The organism is Mycolicibacter sp. MU0102 (genome assembly GCF_963378105.1).
GTDB classification, from domain to species: domain Bacteria; phylum Actinomycetota; class Actinomycetes; order Mycobacteriales; family Mycobacteriaceae; genus Mycobacterium; species Mycobacterium holstebronense.
In genome coordinates this window covers 4,554,624-4,573,518 of record NZ_OY726398.1, presented here as the reverse complement: position 1 = coordinate 4,573,518, position 18,895 = coordinate 4,554,624, and the positions used below count along the sequence as shown (strand labels likewise).

General features: G+C 68.2%; 16 protein-coding genes. 12 read left to right on the top strand and 4 right to left on the bottom strand.

All coding sequences use genetic code 11. The features are described 5' to 3' along the window. The first annotated feature begins 69 nt into the window (after positions 1–69). A complete protein-coding gene (locus RCP37_RS21200) occupies positions 70–1,626 on the top strand; it encodes a phytoene desaturase family protein (RefSeq protein WP_308484886.1) in 1,557 nt (518 codons plus the stop codon). 16 nt (positions 1,627–1,642) lie between these two features. Here RCP37_RS21200 and RCP37_RS21195 read toward each other — a convergent pair whose 3' ends face one another. Beyond that, complete coding sequence (locus tag RCP37_RS21195; RefSeq protein WP_308484885.1) at positions 1,643–1,981, bottom strand: hypothetical protein; 339 nt, start codon at positions 1,979–1,981, stop codon at positions 1,643–1,645. Beyond that, on the bottom strand, positions 1,978–3,537 hold the full coding sequence (locus tag RCP37_RS21190; protein WP_308484884.1) for an MBL fold metallo-hydrolase: 1,560 nt from the start codon (positions 3,535–3,537) through the stop codon (positions 1,978–1,980). The genes RCP37_RS21195 and RCP37_RS21190 overlap by 4 nt, the downstream gene beginning before the upstream one ends. A gap of 83 nt (positions 3,538–3,620) precedes the next feature. Here RCP37_RS21190 and RCP37_RS21185 point away from each other — a divergent pair, with 83 nt between their 5' ends. Genes RCP37_RS21185 through RCP37_RS21170 form a run of 4 tightly spaced genes read left to right on the top strand, consistent with a single transcriptional unit; the run spans position 3,621 to position 6,824 of the window. Beyond that, positions 3,621–4,412, top strand: a complete 792-nt coding sequence (locus tag RCP37_RS21185) for a lysophospholipid acyltransferase family protein (RefSeq protein ID WP_308484883.1) — start codon at positions 3,621–3,623, stop codon at positions 4,410–4,412. Between the two features lie 7 nt (positions 4,413–4,419). Continuing rightward, on the top strand, positions 4,420–5,196 hold the full coding sequence (locus RCP37_RS21180; protein ID WP_308484882.1) for a lysophospholipid acyltransferase family protein: 777 nt from the start codon (positions 4,420–4,422) through the stop codon (positions 5,194–5,196). Positions 5,197–5,199: 3 nt separating this feature from the next. Continuing rightward, positions 5,200–5,994, top strand: coding sequence for a lysophospholipid acyltransferase family protein (locus tag RCP37_RS21175; protein WP_308484881.1), 795 nt, complete (start codon positions 5,200–5,202; stop codon positions 5,992–5,994). After that, positions 5,994–6,824 (top strand): HAD family hydrolase, encoded by an 831-nt coding sequence (locus RCP37_RS21170; protein ID WP_308484880.1) that lies wholly within the window; start codon positions 5,994–5,996, stop codon positions 6,822–6,824. The genes RCP37_RS21175 and RCP37_RS21170 overlap by 1 nt, the downstream gene beginning before the upstream one ends. A 16-nt stretch (positions 6,825–6,840) precedes the next feature. On the opposite strand, the gene RCP37_RS21165 is transcribed toward RCP37_RS21170, so the two are convergent. Continuing rightward, on the bottom strand, positions 6,841–8,562 hold the full coding sequence (locus RCP37_RS21165; RefSeq protein WP_308484879.1) for an N-acetylmuramoyl-L-alanine amidase: 1,722 nt from the start codon (positions 8,560–8,562) through the stop codon (positions 6,841–6,843). A 170-nt stretch (positions 8,563–8,732) separates the two neighbouring features. Beyond that, the gene (locus tag RCP37_RS21160) at positions 8,733–9,635 is read right to left on the bottom strand and encodes a hypothetical protein (RefSeq protein ID WP_308484878.1); all 903 of its coding nucleotides are present in this window, start codon (positions 9,633–9,635) and stop codon (positions 8,733–8,735) included. Positions 9,636–9,934: 299 nt separating this feature from the next. On the opposite strand from RCP37_RS21160, the gene glf reads away from it, so the two are divergent. The 7 genes from glf to RCP37_RS21125 all read left to right on the top strand — a co-directional run bounded on the left by glf (position 9,935) and on the right by RCP37_RS21125 (position 18,873). Further along, positions 9,935–11,137: a UDP-galactopyranose mutase gene (gene glf, locus RCP37_RS21155; RefSeq protein WP_308487190.1), complete on the top strand. Its 1,203-nt coding sequence runs from the start codon at positions 9,935–9,937 to the stop codon at positions 11,135–11,137. Further along, the gene (locus tag RCP37_RS21150; protein WP_308484877.1) at positions 11,134–13,029 is read left to right on the top strand and encodes a glycosyltransferase; all 1,896 of its coding nucleotides are present in this window, start codon (positions 11,134–11,136) and stop codon (positions 13,027–13,029) included. The genes glf and RCP37_RS21150 overlap by 4 nt, the downstream gene beginning before the upstream one ends. Then, positions 13,026–13,607 carry a phosphatase PAP2 family protein gene (locus RCP37_RS21145; protein WP_373693079.1) on the top strand — a complete coding sequence of 194 codons (582 nt, stop codon included), beginning with the start codon at positions 13,026–13,028 and terminating at the stop codon, positions 13,605–13,607. The genes RCP37_RS21150 and RCP37_RS21145 overlap by 4 nt, the downstream gene beginning before the upstream one ends. Then, positions 13,604–14,527: a decaprenyl-phosphate phosphoribosyltransferase gene (locus RCP37_RS21140; RefSeq protein ID WP_308484876.1), complete on the top strand. Its 924-nt coding sequence runs from the start codon at positions 13,604–13,606 to the stop codon at positions 14,525–14,527. The genes RCP37_RS21145 and RCP37_RS21140 overlap by 4 nt, the downstream gene beginning before the upstream one ends. After that, positions 14,505–16,529, top strand: a complete 2,025-nt coding sequence (gene zomB, locus RCP37_RS21135) for a terminal beta-(1->2)-arabinofuranosyltransferase (protein WP_308484875.1) — start codon at positions 14,505–14,507, stop codon at positions 16,527–16,529. Before RCP37_RS21140 ends, zomB begins: the two co-directional genes overlap by 23 nt. Positions 16,530–16,815: 286 nt before the next feature. Further along, a complete protein-coding gene (locus RCP37_RS21130) occupies positions 16,816–17,808 on the top strand; it encodes an esterase family protein (RefSeq protein ID WP_373693078.1) in 993 nt (330 codons plus the stop codon). 171 nt (positions 17,809–17,979) lie between these two features. Further along, positions 17,980–18,873 (top strand): alpha/beta hydrolase-fold protein, encoded by an 894-nt coding sequence (locus RCP37_RS21125; protein ID WP_308484873.1) that lies wholly within the window; start codon positions 17,980–17,982, stop codon positions 18,871–18,873. The last annotated feature ends 22 nt before the right edge of the window (positions 18,874–18,895 follow it).

The following is an 18,895-nucleotide window of genomic DNA, read 5'->3' as shown; positions in this document are numbered from 1 at the left end:
TTACGTCAATATTGACAAAACTGTTTCACTCATGCCAGCGTTCCCGGAAAGCGGGAAGGGGCGGATGAAATGACCGACTACGACGCGATCGTCATTGGCGCTGGACACAATGGCCTGGCCGCGGCGCTCATCCTGCAGCGCGCCGGGCTGCGCACGCTGTGCCTGGAGGCCGGGCGCTACGCCGGGGGGATGGCCTCCACGGTGGAGCTGTTCGACGGCTATCGGTTCGAGATCGCCGGCTCGGTGCAGTTCCCGACGTCGGCCGCGGTCAGCGCGGAGCTGGGCCTCGACGGTCTGGAGAGCATCGACCTCGAGGTCATGTCGGTGGCGATGCGCGGCGTCGGTGACGACCCGCTGGTCCAGTACACCGACCCGATGAAGCTGTTCACCCACCTGTCCGAGGTGCATGGCGCCGAGGCGGTCAACGGCATGGCCGGGCTGCTGGCCTGGAGTCAGGCGCCCACTCGGGCGCTGGGCCGTTTCGAGGCGGGGCGGCCGCCGAAATCGCTCGACGAGATGTATGCCTGCGCCGCCAATGAATTCGAGCGATCGGCCATCGACGACATGCTGTTCGGTTCGGTTACCGACGTGCTGGACCGCTACCTACCCGACCGGGAGAAGCACGCGGCGCTGCGCGGCTCCTTCACCGTGCTGGCCGTCAACACCCTCTACCGCGGACCAGCCACGCCCGGCAGCGCCGCGGCACTGGCCTACGGCCTGGGCGTGCCCGACGAGAACACCGTGCTGATGAAGAAGCTGCGCGGCGGAATCGGCGCGCTCACCGGGCACCTGTGCGACACGTTCACCGGCTTGGGCGGAGAGCTGCGGCTGCGCACCACGGTCGCGGAAATCCTTGTCGCCGATGGGGCGGTCAGCGGCGTGCGCACCGAGTCCGGCGACACCGTGAGCGCACCGGTGGTGGTGTCGGCGATCGCTCCCGACGCCACCGTCACCGGCCTGCTGGACGCGGCTGCGGTCCCAGACGACGTCCGCGCGCGCTACGCCCGCACCGACCACCGTGGCAGCTACCTGCAGATGCATTTCGCGCTGGAGGAGGCACCGGTGTTCACCGCGCCTTATGAGGCGCTCAATGAGCCTGCCATGCAGGCTTCGGTAGGAATCTTCTGCACGCCCGAAGAGGTCCAGCAGCAGTGGGAGGATGCGCGCCGCGGCATCGTCCCGACCGATCCGACTGTGGTGCTGCAGATCCCGTCGCTGCACGATCCCGAGCTGGCCCCACCGGGCAAGCATGCCGCGTCGGCGTTCGCGCTGTGGTTTCCCATCGAGGGGGACGGCAACTACGGCGAGATGAAGGTCGAGATGGGGCAGCGGGTGATCGACAAGATCACCAGGCTGGCACCGAATTTCGAACGCAGCATCACTCGGCACACCACCTTCACCCCACGTCATATGGGCACCATGTTCGGTGCGCCTGGCGGCGACTACTGCCACGGCTTGCTCAATCCGGACCAGATCGGCCCCAACCGGCCCGGGCCGCGGGGCTTTCTCGGCCAGCCGTTACCGGTGGCAGGACTGTATCTGGGAAGTGCGGGTTGCCATGGCGGGCCGGGGATCACGTTCATCCCCGGCTACAACGCCGCACAGCAGGTGTTGGCCGACCGCTGAGCGCGGTCGGCGGCAATTACCGCTGGGCCGCCAGCAGCTCGTCGAGCAGTGCCCGGAACGTGTCCGGATCCGCCGGGGTGAATGCCGGATGCGGCCACGGGTCGCCGTGCAGCTCCAGTGTTATCAGGGTGGACCGCGTCGGGCGCTTGATATCCAGCGGCAGCCAGCGCCGCAGATCCGAGCTGCCCCAGATCCGGAATCGGTGGGTCAGCATGCCCAGCGGCTCCGCGCGGTAACCGCGGATCGCCGACAGCGGGATCACCTTCGCGGTGCCGGAGGGAAAGTGGTAGCGGCGCAACGTGATCGCCCGGCGATCCAGGACGACCAATCCGTCATCGTAGGAGTCGCCGGTCACAGCTTCTCGCAACGCAATTCGTGGCCCTTGGCGGTCAGGCAGCGACCGGACTTGAGATCCCATTCCCAGCCGTGTTGATTGCAGGTGAGGATGTCGCCCTCGACCACCCCGAACTTCGACAGGTCGGCCTTCATGTGCGGGCAGCGACGCTGAACCTGCCAGTCGCCCAGTGTGGTGGTTGCCGAGTCGTCGTGGCTCTCGCCGAACCAGCCTTCGGCGTAGACGATCCGGTCCTCGGTGAGGCACTTGAAGAAGGTGTACAGGTACTCGTTGTAACCGCCGACCCGCCATGCCCTGAACCGGGTGGACAAGAAGATGGTGTTGACCCAGTCCGGTTCGCTGTCGCGCAGCACGGTCCGCACCAGCTCAGGTGGAATGCCGAAGCCGTAGCGGAACTTCTCGCCGGGAATCGGCTCGCGCACTATGCGTTTGGGGAAGTCCAGCACCACCGTCTCGGTGTGGCCTTCCCCGTCCAGCGCCAGCTCGACCGGATAGCCGATGCCGTCGCAGATCTCGTTGCTGCGGGCCATGATCGGCTCGAACAGGGCACGCAGCGGCTCGAGCATCGCCGGGCCGGCCGCGGGCGCCCAGGAGGCCTTCTCGGCGGCCAGCACCGGCGCCATCCGATCGGCGTAGGCGGCGATGTAGTCCGCCTTGCCGGTGGTGAAGATAGCCTCGACGTCGGCTTCGTCCAGCGGGTGGATCAGCGAATCCAGTTGCGCTCCGGTGAAACTCGCGGTGCTCCCCGGAATCATCAACAACCCGCCGTCGTGACCGTTGCGACGCAGCTGGTCGAGGAACACCATCTCGTCGGGGAAGATGTTGGCCGGGTCGCCGTGGTCGTCGTTGAGGTAACGCAGCTCGGAATCCAGGAAACACGGCGGTCCTGCCGACGGCACCACCCAGGTCGCCCCGACGTGGGCGATGTACTGGCGGGCGCGGTCCATCTGCCGCTGGCGCTTCTGGGTGCCGAACGCCTCCTTGGCCCGGGCCGGCATGTCATAGACCATCGGGTACCAGATCGCCCCGGAGTACTGCACCAGGTGCACGTCGATCGCGTCGAAGGCCGCTAGCACGTCCAGGTCGATCGGGCGGGAGTCGTTCATGTTGAACACGGTGGTCACGCCGTCGGAGACCACCAGCCCGGAGTCGCCGATCGGGCCGTCGGCCGGGGCGCGCAGCGCGATGATCATGACGTCCAGATCGCCCTTGGGGCCGGACACGGTTTGCCGCTGCGAATCGGTCGTCTCGAAGAACCGGTGAAAGCCCAGCTCTTCCAGTTCGCGGCGCAGATCGGGCACGGGGTAATCGGGCAGCAGCACCACCGCGTCCTTGTTGACGTGCGCCGCCAGGTGCCGCGGGTCGAAGTGATCGTGGTGCAGGTGGGAAATGTAGAGGTAGTCGCAGTCGCCGAGGGTGTCCCAGTCCAGCGCCGAATTGTCCGGGAACGGGAACCACGAGCCGAAGTAGGCCGGATTCACCCACGGGTCGCACAGGATGCTGCCTGCGGCGGTCTCGATCCGGAAGCCGGCGTGCCCGACGCTGGTGACCTGCACTAGTTCCTACTCCCGACGCTGTAAGAGATCCCTCCCGAGCTTACCGGCGGCCAAGCCGGCGGCATCGCCTAGGCTTGAGTGCTGTGGAGGCTTGGTACGGCGGTGTCGCTGCCGCTGCGCGAACGCTGTGGCGCTATGAGGGTCTGAAGATCATCGTCACCGGCCGGGAGCACATTCCCGCCACCGGCGGCGCGGTGGTCGCGATCAACCACACCGGCTACTTCGACTTCTTGTTCGCCGGTGTGGCCTCCTACGACGCGAAACCGCGGCGCTGGGTGCGTTTCATGGCCAAGAAGGAGACCTTCGACAACCGCTTCACCGGCCCGATCATGCGAGGCTGCAAGCACATCGCGGTGGATCGCAGCCAGGGCGCGGAGTCCTATGCCACCGCGGTCGCCAAGCTGAAGGCCGGCGAATTGGTCGGGGTCTACCCGGAGGCGACCATCAGCCGCAGCTTCGAGCTCAAGGAGTTCAAAAGCGGCGCCGCACGGATGGCGATCGAGGCGCAGGTGCCGATCATCCCGCACATCGTGTGGGGCGCCCAGCGGCTGTGGACCAAGGACCACCCAAAGCAGCTGGGTCGCACCAAGGTGCCGGTCACGGTGACGATCGGTGAGCCGATCCCGTCCACGCTCCCGGTCGATGAGCTGCGTGCCCTGCTGCAGACCCGGATGCAGCACCTGCTCGAACAGGCGCAGGACTCCTATCCCGACGACCATCCCGGCGGCGCCTTCTGGGTACCGCGCAGCCTGGGCGGCAGCGCCCCCACGCCCGCTGAGGCGCTCGAGCTCGACGCCGCCGAAGCGGCGCGCAGGGCCGAGGAGCGGTCCGCCGGGAAGAAGAAGCCGCCGAGCCCGACGGGTGCCGCGGAGTAGCGCTGACATGCAGCCGGTCTTTCGAGCGCTGGAACTCACTGCACTGAGCGCGGTGAGGATTGCCGGGGCACGGGTCGACTACCACGGCTTGGAACACATCCCGGCTGAGAGCGGTGCGGTGATCGCGATCAACCACACCGGCTACGTGGACTTCCTGCCCGCGGGGCTGGCGGCGTATCACCGCGGCCGCCGGATGCGGTTCATGATCAAAGCCGAAATGCAGCAGGTGCGGCTGGTCAATTACCTGATCCACCACACCGGGACCATCCCGGTGGACCGCGGGGCCGGCGCCGACGCCTACCAGCACGCGGTCAGCGCGTTGCGCGCCGGCGAAGTGGTTGGGGTCTACCCCGAAGCCACCATCAGCCGCAGTTTCGAGCTCAAGGAATTCAAATCCGGGGCGGCCCGTATGGCACTAGAAGCGCAGGTGCCGATCGTCCCGCTGATCGTCTGGGGTGCCCACCGGCTGTGGACCAAGGATCACCCGAGGGCGAGGTTGGTGCGCAGCAAGATTCCGATCACCGTACTGGCGGGCGAACCGCTGGCCCCATCCGGTGATGCCGCCGCGCTCAGCGCCCGACTGCGCGAGCGTATGGCGCCGCTGCTGGCTCAGGTGCAGCAGGAATACCCGCACCCCGCAGGCGAGTTCTGGGTGCCCCGGCGACTTGGCGGCGGCGCGCCCACCCCCGACGAGGCTAGGGTTGCCGAAGAGCAGGAGCTGACGGAACGGATGCGCAAGCGCGCGGGCGACCGCCGGCCCGACCCATCTGGCACGGAGCAGTAGCGCATGGCAGAACCTTTTTTCCGGGCGCTGGAGATTGTTGTCCCGCGGCTGGCGAACGCCAACGGGCCGCATGTGACCATCGACGGCCTGGAGAACATTCCCGAGCACGGCGGGGCGGTGCTCGCCGTCAACCACACCAGCTACCTGGACTGGTATCCGGCCTCGATCGCGGCCTTGCAGCGGCACCGCCGGCTGCGATTCATGATCAAGGCCGAGATGACCGAGGTCCCGGTGGTCAACTACGTGATCAAGCACATCAAGTTGATCCCGGTCGACCGCTCCGCCGGGGCCGGCGCCTATGACGAAGCGGTGGCGCAGTTGCGGAAAGGCGAGCTGATCGGTCTGAATCCAGAGGCCACCATCAGCCGCAGCTTCGAGTTGCGGGAGTTCAAGACGGGGGCTGCCCGGATGGCCCACAGCGCGGGCGTTCCCCTCATCCCGGTCATCGTCTGGGGAATCCACCGAGTTTGGACAAAAGACCACCCGAAGCATCTGTGGCGCAACCATATTCCGGTGCTGGCGAAGGTCGGCGCGCCGATGGCTGCGGGTGCTGATGTGGCGGCGACCACCACTGAGCTGAGGAGCACCATGGCGGCGATGCTCGAAGCGGCGCAACTGGAGTACCCACATCCGGCGGGGGCGTACTGGGTGCCGCGCCGGCTGGGTGGCAGCGCGCCCACCATGGCCGAAGCGTTGGAGATGCGGGCAGCTGAGCTGGCCGAGCGTGATCGCAAACGTACCGAGCAGGCCCAGGGCGGACGCCTGCGCCGGACACTGGCCGAACGGAGTTCGCGCTGATGCAGCCACACGGTGGACCGCCCGCGCTGATCGCCAGCGACGTCGACGGCACCCTGCTCGACGACACCGAGAACATCACCGCGCGGACGCGCGACGCGGTTCATGCAGCGGTGGACTCCGGCACCCGCTTCGTCCTGGCGACCGGACGCCCGCCGCGGTGGATAGCGCCGGTGGTCGACGCGCTCGGGTTCGCCCCCATGGCGGTGTGCGCCAACGGGGCGGTGCTTTACGACCCCGCCACCGATCGGGTGGTCTCGGCACGCACACTCTCGGCCGACAGCCTGGTCAAACTGGCCGAGGTCGCCAGCCGCGCCATCCCGGGGGCGGGCCTGGCCGTGGAGCGCATCGGCGAGAGCGCGCACGATGCGGCCACGCCGCAGTTCGTCAGTTCGCCGGGCTACGAACACGCCTGGCTCAACCCCGACAACACCGAGGTGTCTTTGGACGACCTGTTGTCGCAGCCGGCGATCAAGCTGTTGATTCGCAAGGCGGGGATGTCCAGTGCCGCCATGGCGGAGCAGCTGCAGGCCCATATCGGAACGGCCGCGGAGCTGACCTACTCCACCAACAACGGGCTGATCGAGGTAGTGCCGGCGGGTATCACCAAGGCCAGCGGCATCGAGGAGCTGATCGCGCCGCTGGGTATCGGCATCGAGCAGGTGGTGGCGTTCGGGGATATGCCCAACGACCTGCCGATGCTGGTGCGCGCGGGACACGGCGTGGCGATGGGCAATGCCCACCCCGAGGTGCTGGCGGCGGCCGCCGAGATCACCACACCCAACACCGACGACGGCCTGGCGCGGGTCCTGGAGCGGATCTTCCTGCGTTGATGCAGAGCCAACCGAGCTAACCGACTGCGAACGGATCGATCACCCGCGAGAAGCGCTCGAGCTGCACCGGTGGACCCTCCGGCGGCGGCGGGGGCAGCACCTCGGCATTGCCGTCGACGACCCGGATGACCGTCGCGCTGGCCCGGTTGTAGTTCAGGGTGCCGTGCTGGAAGTTCTGGCCCACCCATTCGGGTTCGGCAAGCTCGGCGCTGGTCGGCAGCCCGAGCACGCCGCGCTCGTAACCCAGCGACGCCCAGGCGTCGTAGATGGCCCCGGTGATCGGCTGCGCGCCGGTCTCCGGCGACCAGTACACCGCGCCGTGTTCGAAGGTGGCGTACTTGGTGGCGCCCTCGCCGATCGCCTCCGGCGACGTCGGGGCGCCGAGCATGCCCTCTGCACCGCCCAGTTCCATCCAGCGGGTGTGAATGGCGCCGCCCTCCATCACCCGGGCGAGGTCTTCCGGCCCAGGCGGTTCGTTGAACCGGGCGGCGATCTCCCGAATCTCGTTGAGCGCGACGTAGCCCTGCTCGCCGGGGCACTCGGTCGCGTCGAGGTCGCGGTGGCCGATGATCGAGGGCAGCATCAGTGACGCGCCGCGCGGAAAGTGGGTGAACGAGCCGCCGGCGGAGACCAGCTGCGTGGTACCGCGCGGATCGGTGCGGTCCAGACCCAGCCGCCAGCCCAACAACCGGCCGACCGTCTCGAGTTGGATCGGCGGGGGAGGCGCGTCGTCGAAGGTGCCGATCATCGACACGCCCCAGGTATTTCTGTTGAACCCGCCCGCGTGGCTGCCCATGATGCCCCGGGTCAGACCGCCGGCCCGGCCCTCGAAAACTTGGCCGTACTTGTCCACCAGCGCGTTGTAGCCGATGTCGCACCAGCCCAGGGTGCGGGTGTGATAGGCGTAGATCGCCCGGATGATCTCCGCGGAGTCTTCGGGGGCGTAGTCGTTGGAGCCCGCGGTGTGGTGCACCACGGCCGCGTGGACCGGGCCGCTCTCCACGGGTTTGCCGCACCGGCCGTAGGCGCCCGCACCCCAGTGGCTGCGCGGAATGATGTTGGGGGGTTGGCCCGGGCCCAGCACCGCCTTGGGCGGTTGCCACTGCGCGTCGGCCGGGGCCTTGGGCGGCGTGATCAGCACCGCGGAGACGTTCTGGGCCAGGGGCTGCGCGGCAGTGGCCGGCACATAACCGAGTTCGGGCCCCAGGACGGGCTTTGTGGGGGCGGACTCGCGCTTGGCCGGGCCTTTCGTGGCGGCCGGCCCCTTCGCCTTGGGTTTGGCCTGATCGTTGGGAGCGGTCCGAGTCACCGCGATCTGTACCGCTGTGGTCCGGCCGACGAACACCGGCTCGGTCCCGTCCGGACCGGGGGCGGGCGCATCGGCAGGCCGTGGCCCCGGTGTCTCCTGCTTGGCCTCGTGCGCGGTCGCATACCAGGGCCCCCAGGTCCCGTCGGCGCGCTTGGCTCGGATCCGTGCCGACGTGCCGCTCAGGTCGGAGCCGGTGAGCGCGACCATGGTGAACGGTTCGTCCTGGGTGATCTCTCGAACGGTGACGCCCGGCTCCAGATCTGGCAACGGCTGCTGGGTCAGCTTGGTCGCGGCAGCGCTGGGGGGCGTCTGGGAGGCATCGATCGATTTGAAGCCCGACCCGGAGTTCAACGCCCACGGCAGGATCAGCACGGTCGCGAGAGACGCGGTCAGCTTGATCGTCGGCGGGGGACGACGACGGGTTGGCACGTGCTGATGTTACGTATGTGTCATGTGTTGTTGGTGATGCGACACGCGTCCACCGACACCGGCCGGTTCCTGGGCATTGTTAACGGCACCGCAGAGTCCTCCGGTGCCCGCCGGGTGCGGGCTGACTCTGCGGTGCCGTCGGGGCGGAACAGCTCCGCTGTTGTGTCTTGTTACGGCAGCGGCAGGGCCGGGGCGGCGGCAGCTGCCGGTCCGGCGCCCTGCGCGGCCTGGGCGATGGACGGGATCACCACACCCTTGAGCAGGTCGATGGCCTGTCCGGCGCCCAGCTGGTTGGCGGCGCTCATCAGGTCGCTGACGAGGCCGCCCTTCTCCTCGGGCATGCCCAGGGACGGGTCGCCGAGGATCGGGTAGGTGCCGTCCAGTCCGGGGTCCAGGCCCACCGGCGAGGTGAGCGGCAGACCATCGGACCCGAGCAGGCCGGTGTCCGGGCTGGTCAGGCCCGGGCTGGTCAACCCCGGGCTGGTCAAGGGGCTGGTCAGGCCGGGGCTGGTCAACGGGCTGGTCAGGCCGGGGCTGGTCAATCCCGGGCTGGTCAGGCCGGAATCGGTCAGCGGCGGCGTGGTCAGTCCGGGTGTCGTCAGGCCGGACGTGGTGGACACCCCGGGCGTGCCCAGCGGCGGCGTCGACAGCGACGGCGTGGTCAGCGACGGGTCGGTGAGCCCCGGCGTGCCCAGTCCGGGCGAGGTGAGCCCCGGCGTGCCCAGGCCGGGCGAAGTGAGGCCCGGCATGCCCAGGGACGGGTCAGTGAGGCCCGGTGTGCCCAGACCCGGTGACGTCAGGCCGGGGTACATCCCGGTTGAGGCGCCCCCGTTGCTGAAGCCAGGCACCGGCGGGAGGTTCACCCCGAACTGGGACAGGCCCTGGGTCAGGGCGGTGATCAGCTCACTGGGCAGGTCGGCCACGGACGAAGCCGCGACGAAGTCGTGGTGCTGAGGCGCGCTGCTGTGGGCGGCCAGCTCGGACACTGCGACAACTGCGAACGGACTCGCGACCGCCAGGGCGGCGACTGCGCTCATGGTTGTCGAGAGCCTGCGTCGACGTCGGTTCGGCACGGAAGTCTCCTCAATATGTTTTGCCGTCGGGCCCCGCGCTGCTTCTCTGCTTTGGGGGGCCATGGTGGCGCTTACTGCACTTGCATCTGTCCTACGTGACCGACGGTACGCGTGTGACTCGTGTGAAAAGAGTGACGAGATCGAATCGTGAGGAAACTGCTACCAACCCTTCTTCGGCGTCCGGGGGCGGCCTCGGCGCCTCCGGATTGCCGAGCTGCCGGGAATCGGCGGGCGATAGTCAAGGTGCAAGCGGGGACGGCGGGGCGCCGACGATGCGGGCGGGCGCTGGTCGGCTACCCTTGGCGCCGATGACCGCTCGTTTTGACCTCTTTGTCGTGGGTTCCGGATTCTTCGGCCTGACCATCGCCGAGCGCGCAGCCACGCAGCTCGGCAAGCGCGTTCTCGTCGTCGAGAAGCGTCCGCACATCGGCGGCAACGCCTACTCCGAAGCGGAACCGCAGACCGGCATCGAGGTCCACAAGTACGGTGCGCACCTGTTCCATACCTCTAATAAGAGGGTCTGGGACTACGTGCGGCAGTTCACCGAGTTCACCGGTTACCAACACCGGGTGTTCGCCATGCACGGCGGCCAGTCCTACCAGTTCCCGATGGGTCTGGGTCTGGTGTCGCAGTTCTTCGGACGCTATTTCACGCCCGACGAAGCCCGGGCGCTGATCGCCGAACAGGCTGCCGAGATCGACACCGCCGACGCGCAGAACCTCGAGGAGAAGGCGATCAGCCTGATCGGCCGCCCGCTGTACGAGGCGTTCGTCAAGGACTACACCGCCAAGCAGTGGCAGACCGACCCCAAGGAACTGCCGGCGGCCAATATCACCCGGCTGCCGGTGCGCTACACCTTCGACAACCGCTACTTCAACGACACCTACGAGGGCTTGCCGGTCGACGGCTACACCGCGTGGCTGCAGAACATGGCGGCCGACGAGCGCATCGAGGTCCGGCTCGACACCGACTGGTTCGACGTCCGCGACGAGCTCCGGGCAGCCAACCCCGACGCCCCGGTGGTCTATACCGGGCCGCTGGACCGCTACTTCGACTACGCCGAGGGCAAGCTCGGTTGGCGCACCCTTGACTTCGAGCTCGAAGTGCTCGACACCGGAGATTTCCAGGGCACGCCGGTGATGAACTACAACGACGGCGACGTGCCGTTCACCCGCATCCACGAGTTCCGGCACTTCCACCCGGAGCGGGAGTACCCGGCCGACAAGACGGTGATCATGCGCGAGTACTCGCGTTTCGCCGACGACGCCGACGAGCCCTACTACCCGATCAACACCGAGGCTGACCGGGCGGTGCTGACGTCCTACCGGGCGCGCGCCAAGGCCGAGATGGAGACCGCGAAGGTGCTCTTCGGTGGGCGGCTGGGCACCTACCAATATCTGGACATGCACATGGCCATCGCCAGTGCGTTGAACATGTACGACAACATCCTGGCGCCGCACCTGTCCGAAGGGGTGCCGCTGGGGGAGGGCAGTAAGGCATGACCGACAGTTCGCGCGCGGTGAGCCGGCTTTCGCGGATCATCCTGCCTCGCCAGGGCGAGCCGCTGGATGTGCGCAAGCTCTACATCGAGGAATCCGAGACCAACAGCCGACGTGCGCACCCGCTTACCCGCACCAGCCTGGAGATCGGCGAGGAGTCCGAAGTCTCGTTCGCCACGTACTTCAACGCGTTCCCGGCGTCCTACTGGCGTCGCTGGTCGATCGTCGAATCGGTGGTGCTGCAGCTGGAGCTGACCGGGGCCGGGCGCGTCGATGTCTACCGCTCCAAAGCGACCGGTGCGCGTATCGCCGTGGACGGCAAGCCTTTCGGGTCGGTCGAAAACAGCGACACCCCGACTGTGGTGGAATTCGAGATTGGTCTGCAGCCGTTCGAGGACGGTGGCTGGATCTGGTTCGACATCACCACCGACACCGCGGTCACGCTGGACCGCGGCGGCTGGTACGCCCCCATCGAGGCTCCCAGCCGGGCCGACATCGCCATCGGCATCCCGACCTTCAACCGGCCCGACGACTGCGTCAACGCGCTGCTGGCACTGACCTCCGACCCCGACGTCGACGAGGTGATCAGCGCGGTCATCGTGCCCGACCAGGGCACCCGTAAGGTTCGCGACCACCCCGGCTTCGCCGCGGCCGCCGCCGGTCTGGGAGACCGGCTGTCGATACACAACCAGCCCAACCTCGGCGGGTCCGGTGGCTACAGCCGGGTCATGTACGAGGCGCTGAAGAACACCGGCTGTGAACAGATCCTGTTCATGGACGACGACATCCGCATCGAGCCGGACTCGATCCTGCGGGCGCTGGCACTGAACCGGTTTGCCAAGACGCCCACCCTGATCGGCGGGCACATGCTCAACCTGCAGGAGCCCTCGCACCTGCACATCATGGGTGAGGTCGTCGACTCGGGCGTGTTCATGTGGACCAACGCCCCGCACACCGAGTACGACCACAACTTCGCCACCGACTCGCTGGCCGAGTCCCCGGATCTGCACCGGCGCATTGACGTCGACTTCAACGGCTGGTGGATGTGCATGATCCCGCGCGCCGTTGCCGAAGAGATCGGCCAGCCGATCCCGTCGTTCATCAAGTGGGACGATGCCGAGTACGGGATCCGGGCCGGCGAGCACGGCTACCCGACCGTCACGCTGCCCGGAGCGGCGATCTGGCACATGGCCTGGAGCGACAAAGACGACGCGATCGACTGGCAGGCCTACTTCCACCTGCGCAACCGATTGATGGTGGCGGCCCTGCACTGGGACGGGAAGATCTCCGGGCTGATCCGCAGCCACCTCAAGGCCACCCTGAAACACCTTGCCTGCCTTGAGTACTCGACGGTCGCCGTGCAGAACAAGGCGCTGGACGACTTCATGGCCGGCCCCGAGCACATCTTCTCGATCCTGGAGTCGGCACTGCCCGACATCCACGCGCTGCGCAAGACCTATCCCGACGCGGTGGTACTGCCGGCGGCCAGCGAGCTGCCGACTCCGTCGCGGCGCAGCCGGGCAATGCGCCCGCCGGTGCAGCCGCTGTCGATCGGCTACCGCCTGGCCCGCGGCATTCTGCACAACCTCAAGGCCACCGAGCCGGAGCACCATCGCCGCCCGCAGCTCAACGTGCCGACCCAGGACGCTCGCTGGTTCCTGCTGTGCACCCAGGACGGCGTCACCGTCACCACCGCCGACGGACGCGGTGTGGTCTACCGGCAACGCGACCGGGAGAAGATGTTCTCGCTGCTGCGCGAATCGCTGCGCCGCCAATACGAATTGGCGCGCCGGTTCGACAGCCTGCGCCGGGCCTACCGCCGGGCGCTGCCCACGCTGGCGAGCAAACAGCAGTGGGAGACGGTGCTGCTTCCCGACGGTGCCACGACGTCATGATCGAGTTCAGCGGCGCCCCCGACCGCACGAACCTGGAAGATCTGGATGATTCGGTACCCCCGCACGGCGAGGACGCCGTGCTGGTCGGGGTGCAGTCGGCCCTGACCGGTCGGCCCGGCGTGCTGCCGGTGGCCCGGGCGATGTCGCACTTCGGCGAGCACAGCCTGGGCTGGCTGGCGGTAGCGGCGCTCGGCGCCCTGCTCCAGCCGCAGCGGCGCCGCAGCTGGCTGCTCGCCGGCGCCGGAACATTCGCCGCGCACGCCGCGGCGGTGGTCATCAAACGCATCGTGCGCCGCAAACGCCCGCACCACCCGGCGATCGCGATCAATGTCGGCACGCCCAGTGCCTTGAGCTTCCCCTCGGCGCACGCCACCTCCACCGCGGCGGCGGCCATCCTGCTGGGCCGCGCGGCCGGCCTGCGGCGTGGAGCCCTGCCGGCGGTGCTGGTGCCGCCGATGGCGCTGTCGCGCATGGTGCTCGGCGTGCACTATCCCAGTGATGTTGCCGCCGGCGCGCTGATCGGCGCCGCCGTCGCGGCAGCCGCGATCCGCCTGGACAACTCTGGAGACTCGGCATGAGCGCAGAAACGCACGATCGCACGTCGGAGCTCGGCCCGCCGGCCAACCTGCTCTCCGGGGTGATCAAGGCCATGCGGCCCCGCCAGTGGGTGAAGAACGTCCTGGTGGTCGCGGCGCCGCTGGCTGCGCTCGGCGGCGGCGTCCATTACGACTACGCCGATCTGGCGCGTAAGTCGCTGATCGCGTTCGTGGTGTTCTCCTTGGCGGCGTCCGCGGTGTACCTGATCAACGACGCCCAGGATGTGGAAGCCGACCGGGCGCATCCCACCAAGCGATTCCGGCCGATCGCCGCCGGTGTGGTGCCGGTCGGACTGGCCTACGCCCTGGCGGCGGTCCTCTCGGCGGCCTCGCTGGGTATCTCCTGGTGGCTGACCCCGAACCTGGCTCTGGTGATGGCGATCTACCTCGCCATCCAGCTGGCCTACTGCTTCGGTCTCAAACATCAAGCGGTGCTGGACATCTGCATCGTCTCTTCAGGGTTCCTCATCCGGGCCATCGCGGGCGGCGTGGCCGCCAGCATTCCGTTGTCGCAGTGGTTCCTGTTGGTGATGGCGTTCGGGTCGCTGTTCATGGCGGCCGGCAAGCGCTACGCCGAGAAGCAATTGGCCGAACAGACCGGCGCCAAGATTCGTAAGTCGCTGGAGAACTACACCAGCACCTACCTGCGGTTCGTCTGGACGGCGTCGGCCACCGCGATGTTGGTCTGTTACAGCCTGTACGCGTTCGAACGCGACAGCGGTTCGGGTTCGTGGTTCGCGGTATCGATCATTCCGATCGTCATCGGAGTGCTGCGCTTCGCGGTCGACGTCGACGGCGGTATGGCCGGCGAAGCCGAGGACATCCTGCGCCGCGACCGGGTGCTGCAGCTGGCGGCGCTGGCCTGGATCGGAACCATCGGTGTTGCCGTCGCCTTCGGCTAGCTCGGCCCGGGGGGCTGCGAGCGGCAGAGCGCCGGACCCCCGGGTCCGGCCGCTGGGCTGGCCCGCGGTCTCCTACAGCCCTTCGGTGCGGCTGAGCTCGTGGGCCGGGGTGGCGGTGGTGCTGCTGATGTTCGGCATCGGCGCGTGGCGGCGGCGCTGGATCTCCGACGACGGCCTGATCGTGCTGCGCACCGTGCGCAACCTGCTGGCCGGCAACGGCCCGGTGTTCAACGTCGGGGAGCGCGTAGAGGCCAATACCTCGACGGCCTGGACGTACCTGATGTATCTCGGCAGCTGGCTCGGTGGGCCGGTACGTATGGAATATGTGGCGCTGATCTTCGCGCTGGCGCTGAGCCTGGCCGGAGTGGCGATGCTGATGCTGGGCGCCGCCCGGCTCTACGCGCCGGGCCTGCAGGGTCGCCGCGCGCTGCTGCTGCCGGCCGGGGCGCTGGTCTACATTGCGATTCCCCCGGCCCGAGACTTCGCCACCTCCGGCCTGGAGGCCGGCCTGGTGCTGGCCTATCTGGGGCTGTTGTGGTGGATGCTGGTCTGCTGGTCCCAGGCGCTGCGGATGCCCCGATCCCGTGCTCGCGGTGCCCTTTTCGCCGCGTGCCTGGCCTTCGTGGCCGGTTGCAGTGTGCTGGTCCGCCCCGAATTGGCGCTGATCGGCGGCGGCGCGCTGATCATGCTGTTGATCTCGGCGCGGGATTGGCGGCCCCGCGCGCTGATCCTGGTGGCCGGCGGCGCGCTGCCGGTGGCGTATCAGATCTTCCGGATGGGCTACTACGCGCTGTTGGTGCCGGGGACCGCGCTGGCCAAAGACGCGGCCGGTGACAAGTGGTCGCAGGGCATGATCTACCTGGCCAACTTCAACGCCCCCTACGCGCTGTGGGTGCCCGCCGTGTTGCTGGTGGCGCTCGGCGCGGCACTGTGGGTGGGTGCCGCCGTCCGCTACCGGCCGCGCCGGCCGGTGCCGCCCGGCGTCGGCCCGTGGGCCCGGCTGGTGCAGAGCCCGGGCGCGGTGGTCTGTTTCTTCGTGTTCAGCGGTCTGCTGCAGGCGGCCTACTGGGTGCGTCAGGGCGGCGACTTCATGCACGGGCGGGTGCTGTTGGCGCCGCTGTTCTGCATGCTGGCCCCGGTGGCGGTCATTCCGGTACTGCTGCCCGACGGCGCGCGCTTCCGCCGGGAAGCCGGCTACCCGCTCAGTGGTGCTGTCGGTCTGCTGTGGCTGGCGGTGGCCGGCTGGGCGCTGTGGGCGGCCAACTCCCCGGGGATGGGCTATGACGCCACCCGCGTCACCTACTCCGGGATCGTCGACGAGCGCCGGTTCTACTCCCAGGCGACCGGCAACGCCCACCCGCTGACCGCCGCGGACTACCTCGGCTATCCGCGGATGCGCGCGGTGTTGACCACGATCGCCGCCACCCCCGACGGGGCGTTGCTGCTGCCGTCGGGCAACTACGACCAGTGGGACGTGGTGCCGGTCATCCTGCCGGTGCCCCCGGGCATCGGCGTTCCGACCGATCCCGATCCGGGCGGCACCGGGCCGCACACTGTCTTCTTCACCAACATGGGCATGTTGGGCATGAACACCGGCCTGGACGTTCGGGTGCTGGACCAGATCGGGCTGATCAATCCGATCGCGGCGCACACCGAGCGGCTGGAGCACGGACGGATCGGCCACGACAAGGACCTGTTCCGCGACTGGGTGGTGGCCGACGGTCCGTGGGTCAAGTGGTACCCGCTGATCCCGGGATACCTGGACCAGGACTGGATCGCCCAGGCGGAGGCGGCCCTGCGCTGCCCCGACACCGCGGCGGTGCTGGGCTCGGTGCGTGCGCCGATGGGCCCGCGCCGGTTCCTGTCCAACGTGTTGCACTCGCCGGGCTTCACCCGATACCGGATCGAGCGGGTCCCGCGCGACGAATTGATCCGCTGCGGGCTGGCCGTGCCCGAACCGACCCGACCGACCTACACCGGGATGCCGCCTGAGCTCCCCTGACCGTCTGATGCCGGGCCGAGCCAAAAATTGTGACCGACGTCATTCTCCAGGCCTGGCAGCTACCCGCCTTGCCGGGTCTCACCGGCTGGTATGCCCACGGGAGCGCAGGACGGCGACTGTCACAAAATCCAGTCACAGCCCGGGTGGCGGGCCCTGCAATGGAACGCGGGCTCCTCGATGGCGAGCCTTTTGTGGTTGACTACACCGGCACTGTTGCGTTGGTACGCACAGATCGGGTCCGAGTCGGGCCACGCTATGAGCAAAGTACGGCAACGAACGAATGAGGATGCCAAGGATGAAGCTGCTTGACAGGTTGATGGTCGCTGCCGGTGGCGCGGCTCTGCTGGCGGGACTGGTCGGTGTCGTCGGTGGTACCCCGGAGGCGAGCGCGTTTTCCCGGCCGGGTCTGCCGGTCGAGTACCTGCAGGTGCCTTCGGCGGGTATGGGTCGTGACATCAAGGTCCAGTTCCAGAGCGGCGGTTCGGACTCCCCGGGCCTGTACCTGCTCGACGGTATGCGGGCCCAGGACGACTTCAACGGCTGGGACATCAACACCCCGGCGTTCGAGTGGTACCTGAACTCCGGCATCTCGGTGATCATGCCGGTCGGTGGCCAGTCCAGCTTCTACAGCGACTGGTACAAGCCGGCTTGCGGCAAGGCGGGCTGCTCCACCTACAAGTGGGAGACCTTCCTCACCAGCGAGCTGCCGGCCTACCTGGCCTCGGAGTACGGCGTGAGCCAGAGCCGCAACGCCGCGGTCGGCCTGTCGATGGCCGGTTCGTCGGCGCTGACGCTGGCGATCTACCACCCCAACCAGTTCACCTACGCGGGTTCGCTGTCGGGTTACCTGAACCCGTCCACCGGTAAGGGCTGGATCGGCCTGTCCATGGGTGACGCCGGCGGCTACAAGAAGAACGACATGTGGGGCGATGACAGCGACCCGGCGTGGTTGCGCAACGACCCGACGGTCAACGTCGACAAGCTGGTGGCCAACAACACCCGCCTGTGGGTCTTCTGCGGTAACGGCAAGGCCAACGAGCTGGGTGGCGACAACATCCCGGCCGTGTTCCTCGAGCAGAACTTCATGATCGGTGCGAACAAGAAGTTCCAGGAGCTCTACACCGCGGCCGGCGGCAACAACGCGATCTTCAACTTCCCGGAGTACGGCACGCACAGCTGGGAGTACTGGGGTCAGCAGCTGCAGGCCATGAAGCCGGACCTGCAGAGCCACCTGGGTGCCACGCCGGGTAGCGGCGCGAGCAGCAGCTCGGGCGAGTAGTCCAGAACGCTGAATAGTTGTACCGCCGACGGCGGCGACCTGATGGGTCGTCGCCGTCGGTCGTTTCCTGCCTTACCCGCGAGTGCCGTGTGATTGACTACCTCCCGGGGTCAGGGCGCGCGACCAGCGGGTGGAATCATCTGAGAATCTGTGCCGACGAGCGAGGTGGATATGAGCGGACTGTCGAAGTTGCTGCGGGCGCTGTGTGTAGCCGTGCTGATGCTGGGAATGTGGGGCGGGGGCACGATCGTCGGCTCCACCGCACATGCCGCACAGTTCGAAAACCTGATGGTCCCGTCGCCCTCGATGGGCCGCGACATCCCGGTGGCGTTCCTCAACCAAGGTCCGCACGCGGTGTACCTGCTCGACGCGTTCGATGCCCACCCCGACGTGAGCAACTGGGTGACCGCGGGCAACGCGATGGGCACCCTGGCCGGTAAGGGTGTCTCGGTGGTCGCGCCGGCGGGCGGCGCCTACAGCATGTACACCAACTGGGAGCAGGACGGCAGCAAGCAGTGGGACACCTTCCTGTCCAGTGAGCTGCCGGACTGGCTGGCGGCCAACCGGGGCCTGGCGCCGGGCGGGCACGCCGTGGTCGGTGCGTCGCAGGGCGGTTACGGGGCCCTGGCGTTGGCCACCTTCCACCCCGACCGCTTTGGCTTCGCAGGCTCGATGTCGGGCTTCCTGGGGCCGGCCAACACCACCGAGGGCGGCGTCATCGCCGCGGGCCTGCAGAACTTTGGCGGCGTGGACCCGTACGGCATGTGGGGCGCACCGCAGCTGGGCCGGTGGAAGTGGCACGACCCGACCGTGCACGCCACCCTGTTGGCGCAGAACAACACCCGGGTCTGGATCTACGCTCCGCTGGGCGGCGCCTCCAACCCGGCCGCGATGATCGGCGACCCGTCGCAGGCGGCCGGCAGCGGTCGGTACTTCAACTCGCAGTACCGCCAGGTGCGCGGCAAAAACGGTCACTTCGACTTCTCCGCCGGTGACAACGGCTGGGGATCGTGGGCCTCGCAGCTGGGCGCCATGGCCGGCGACATCGTCGGCGCGATCCGCTAGCGCGGCGAAGCCGGGCGAAGCG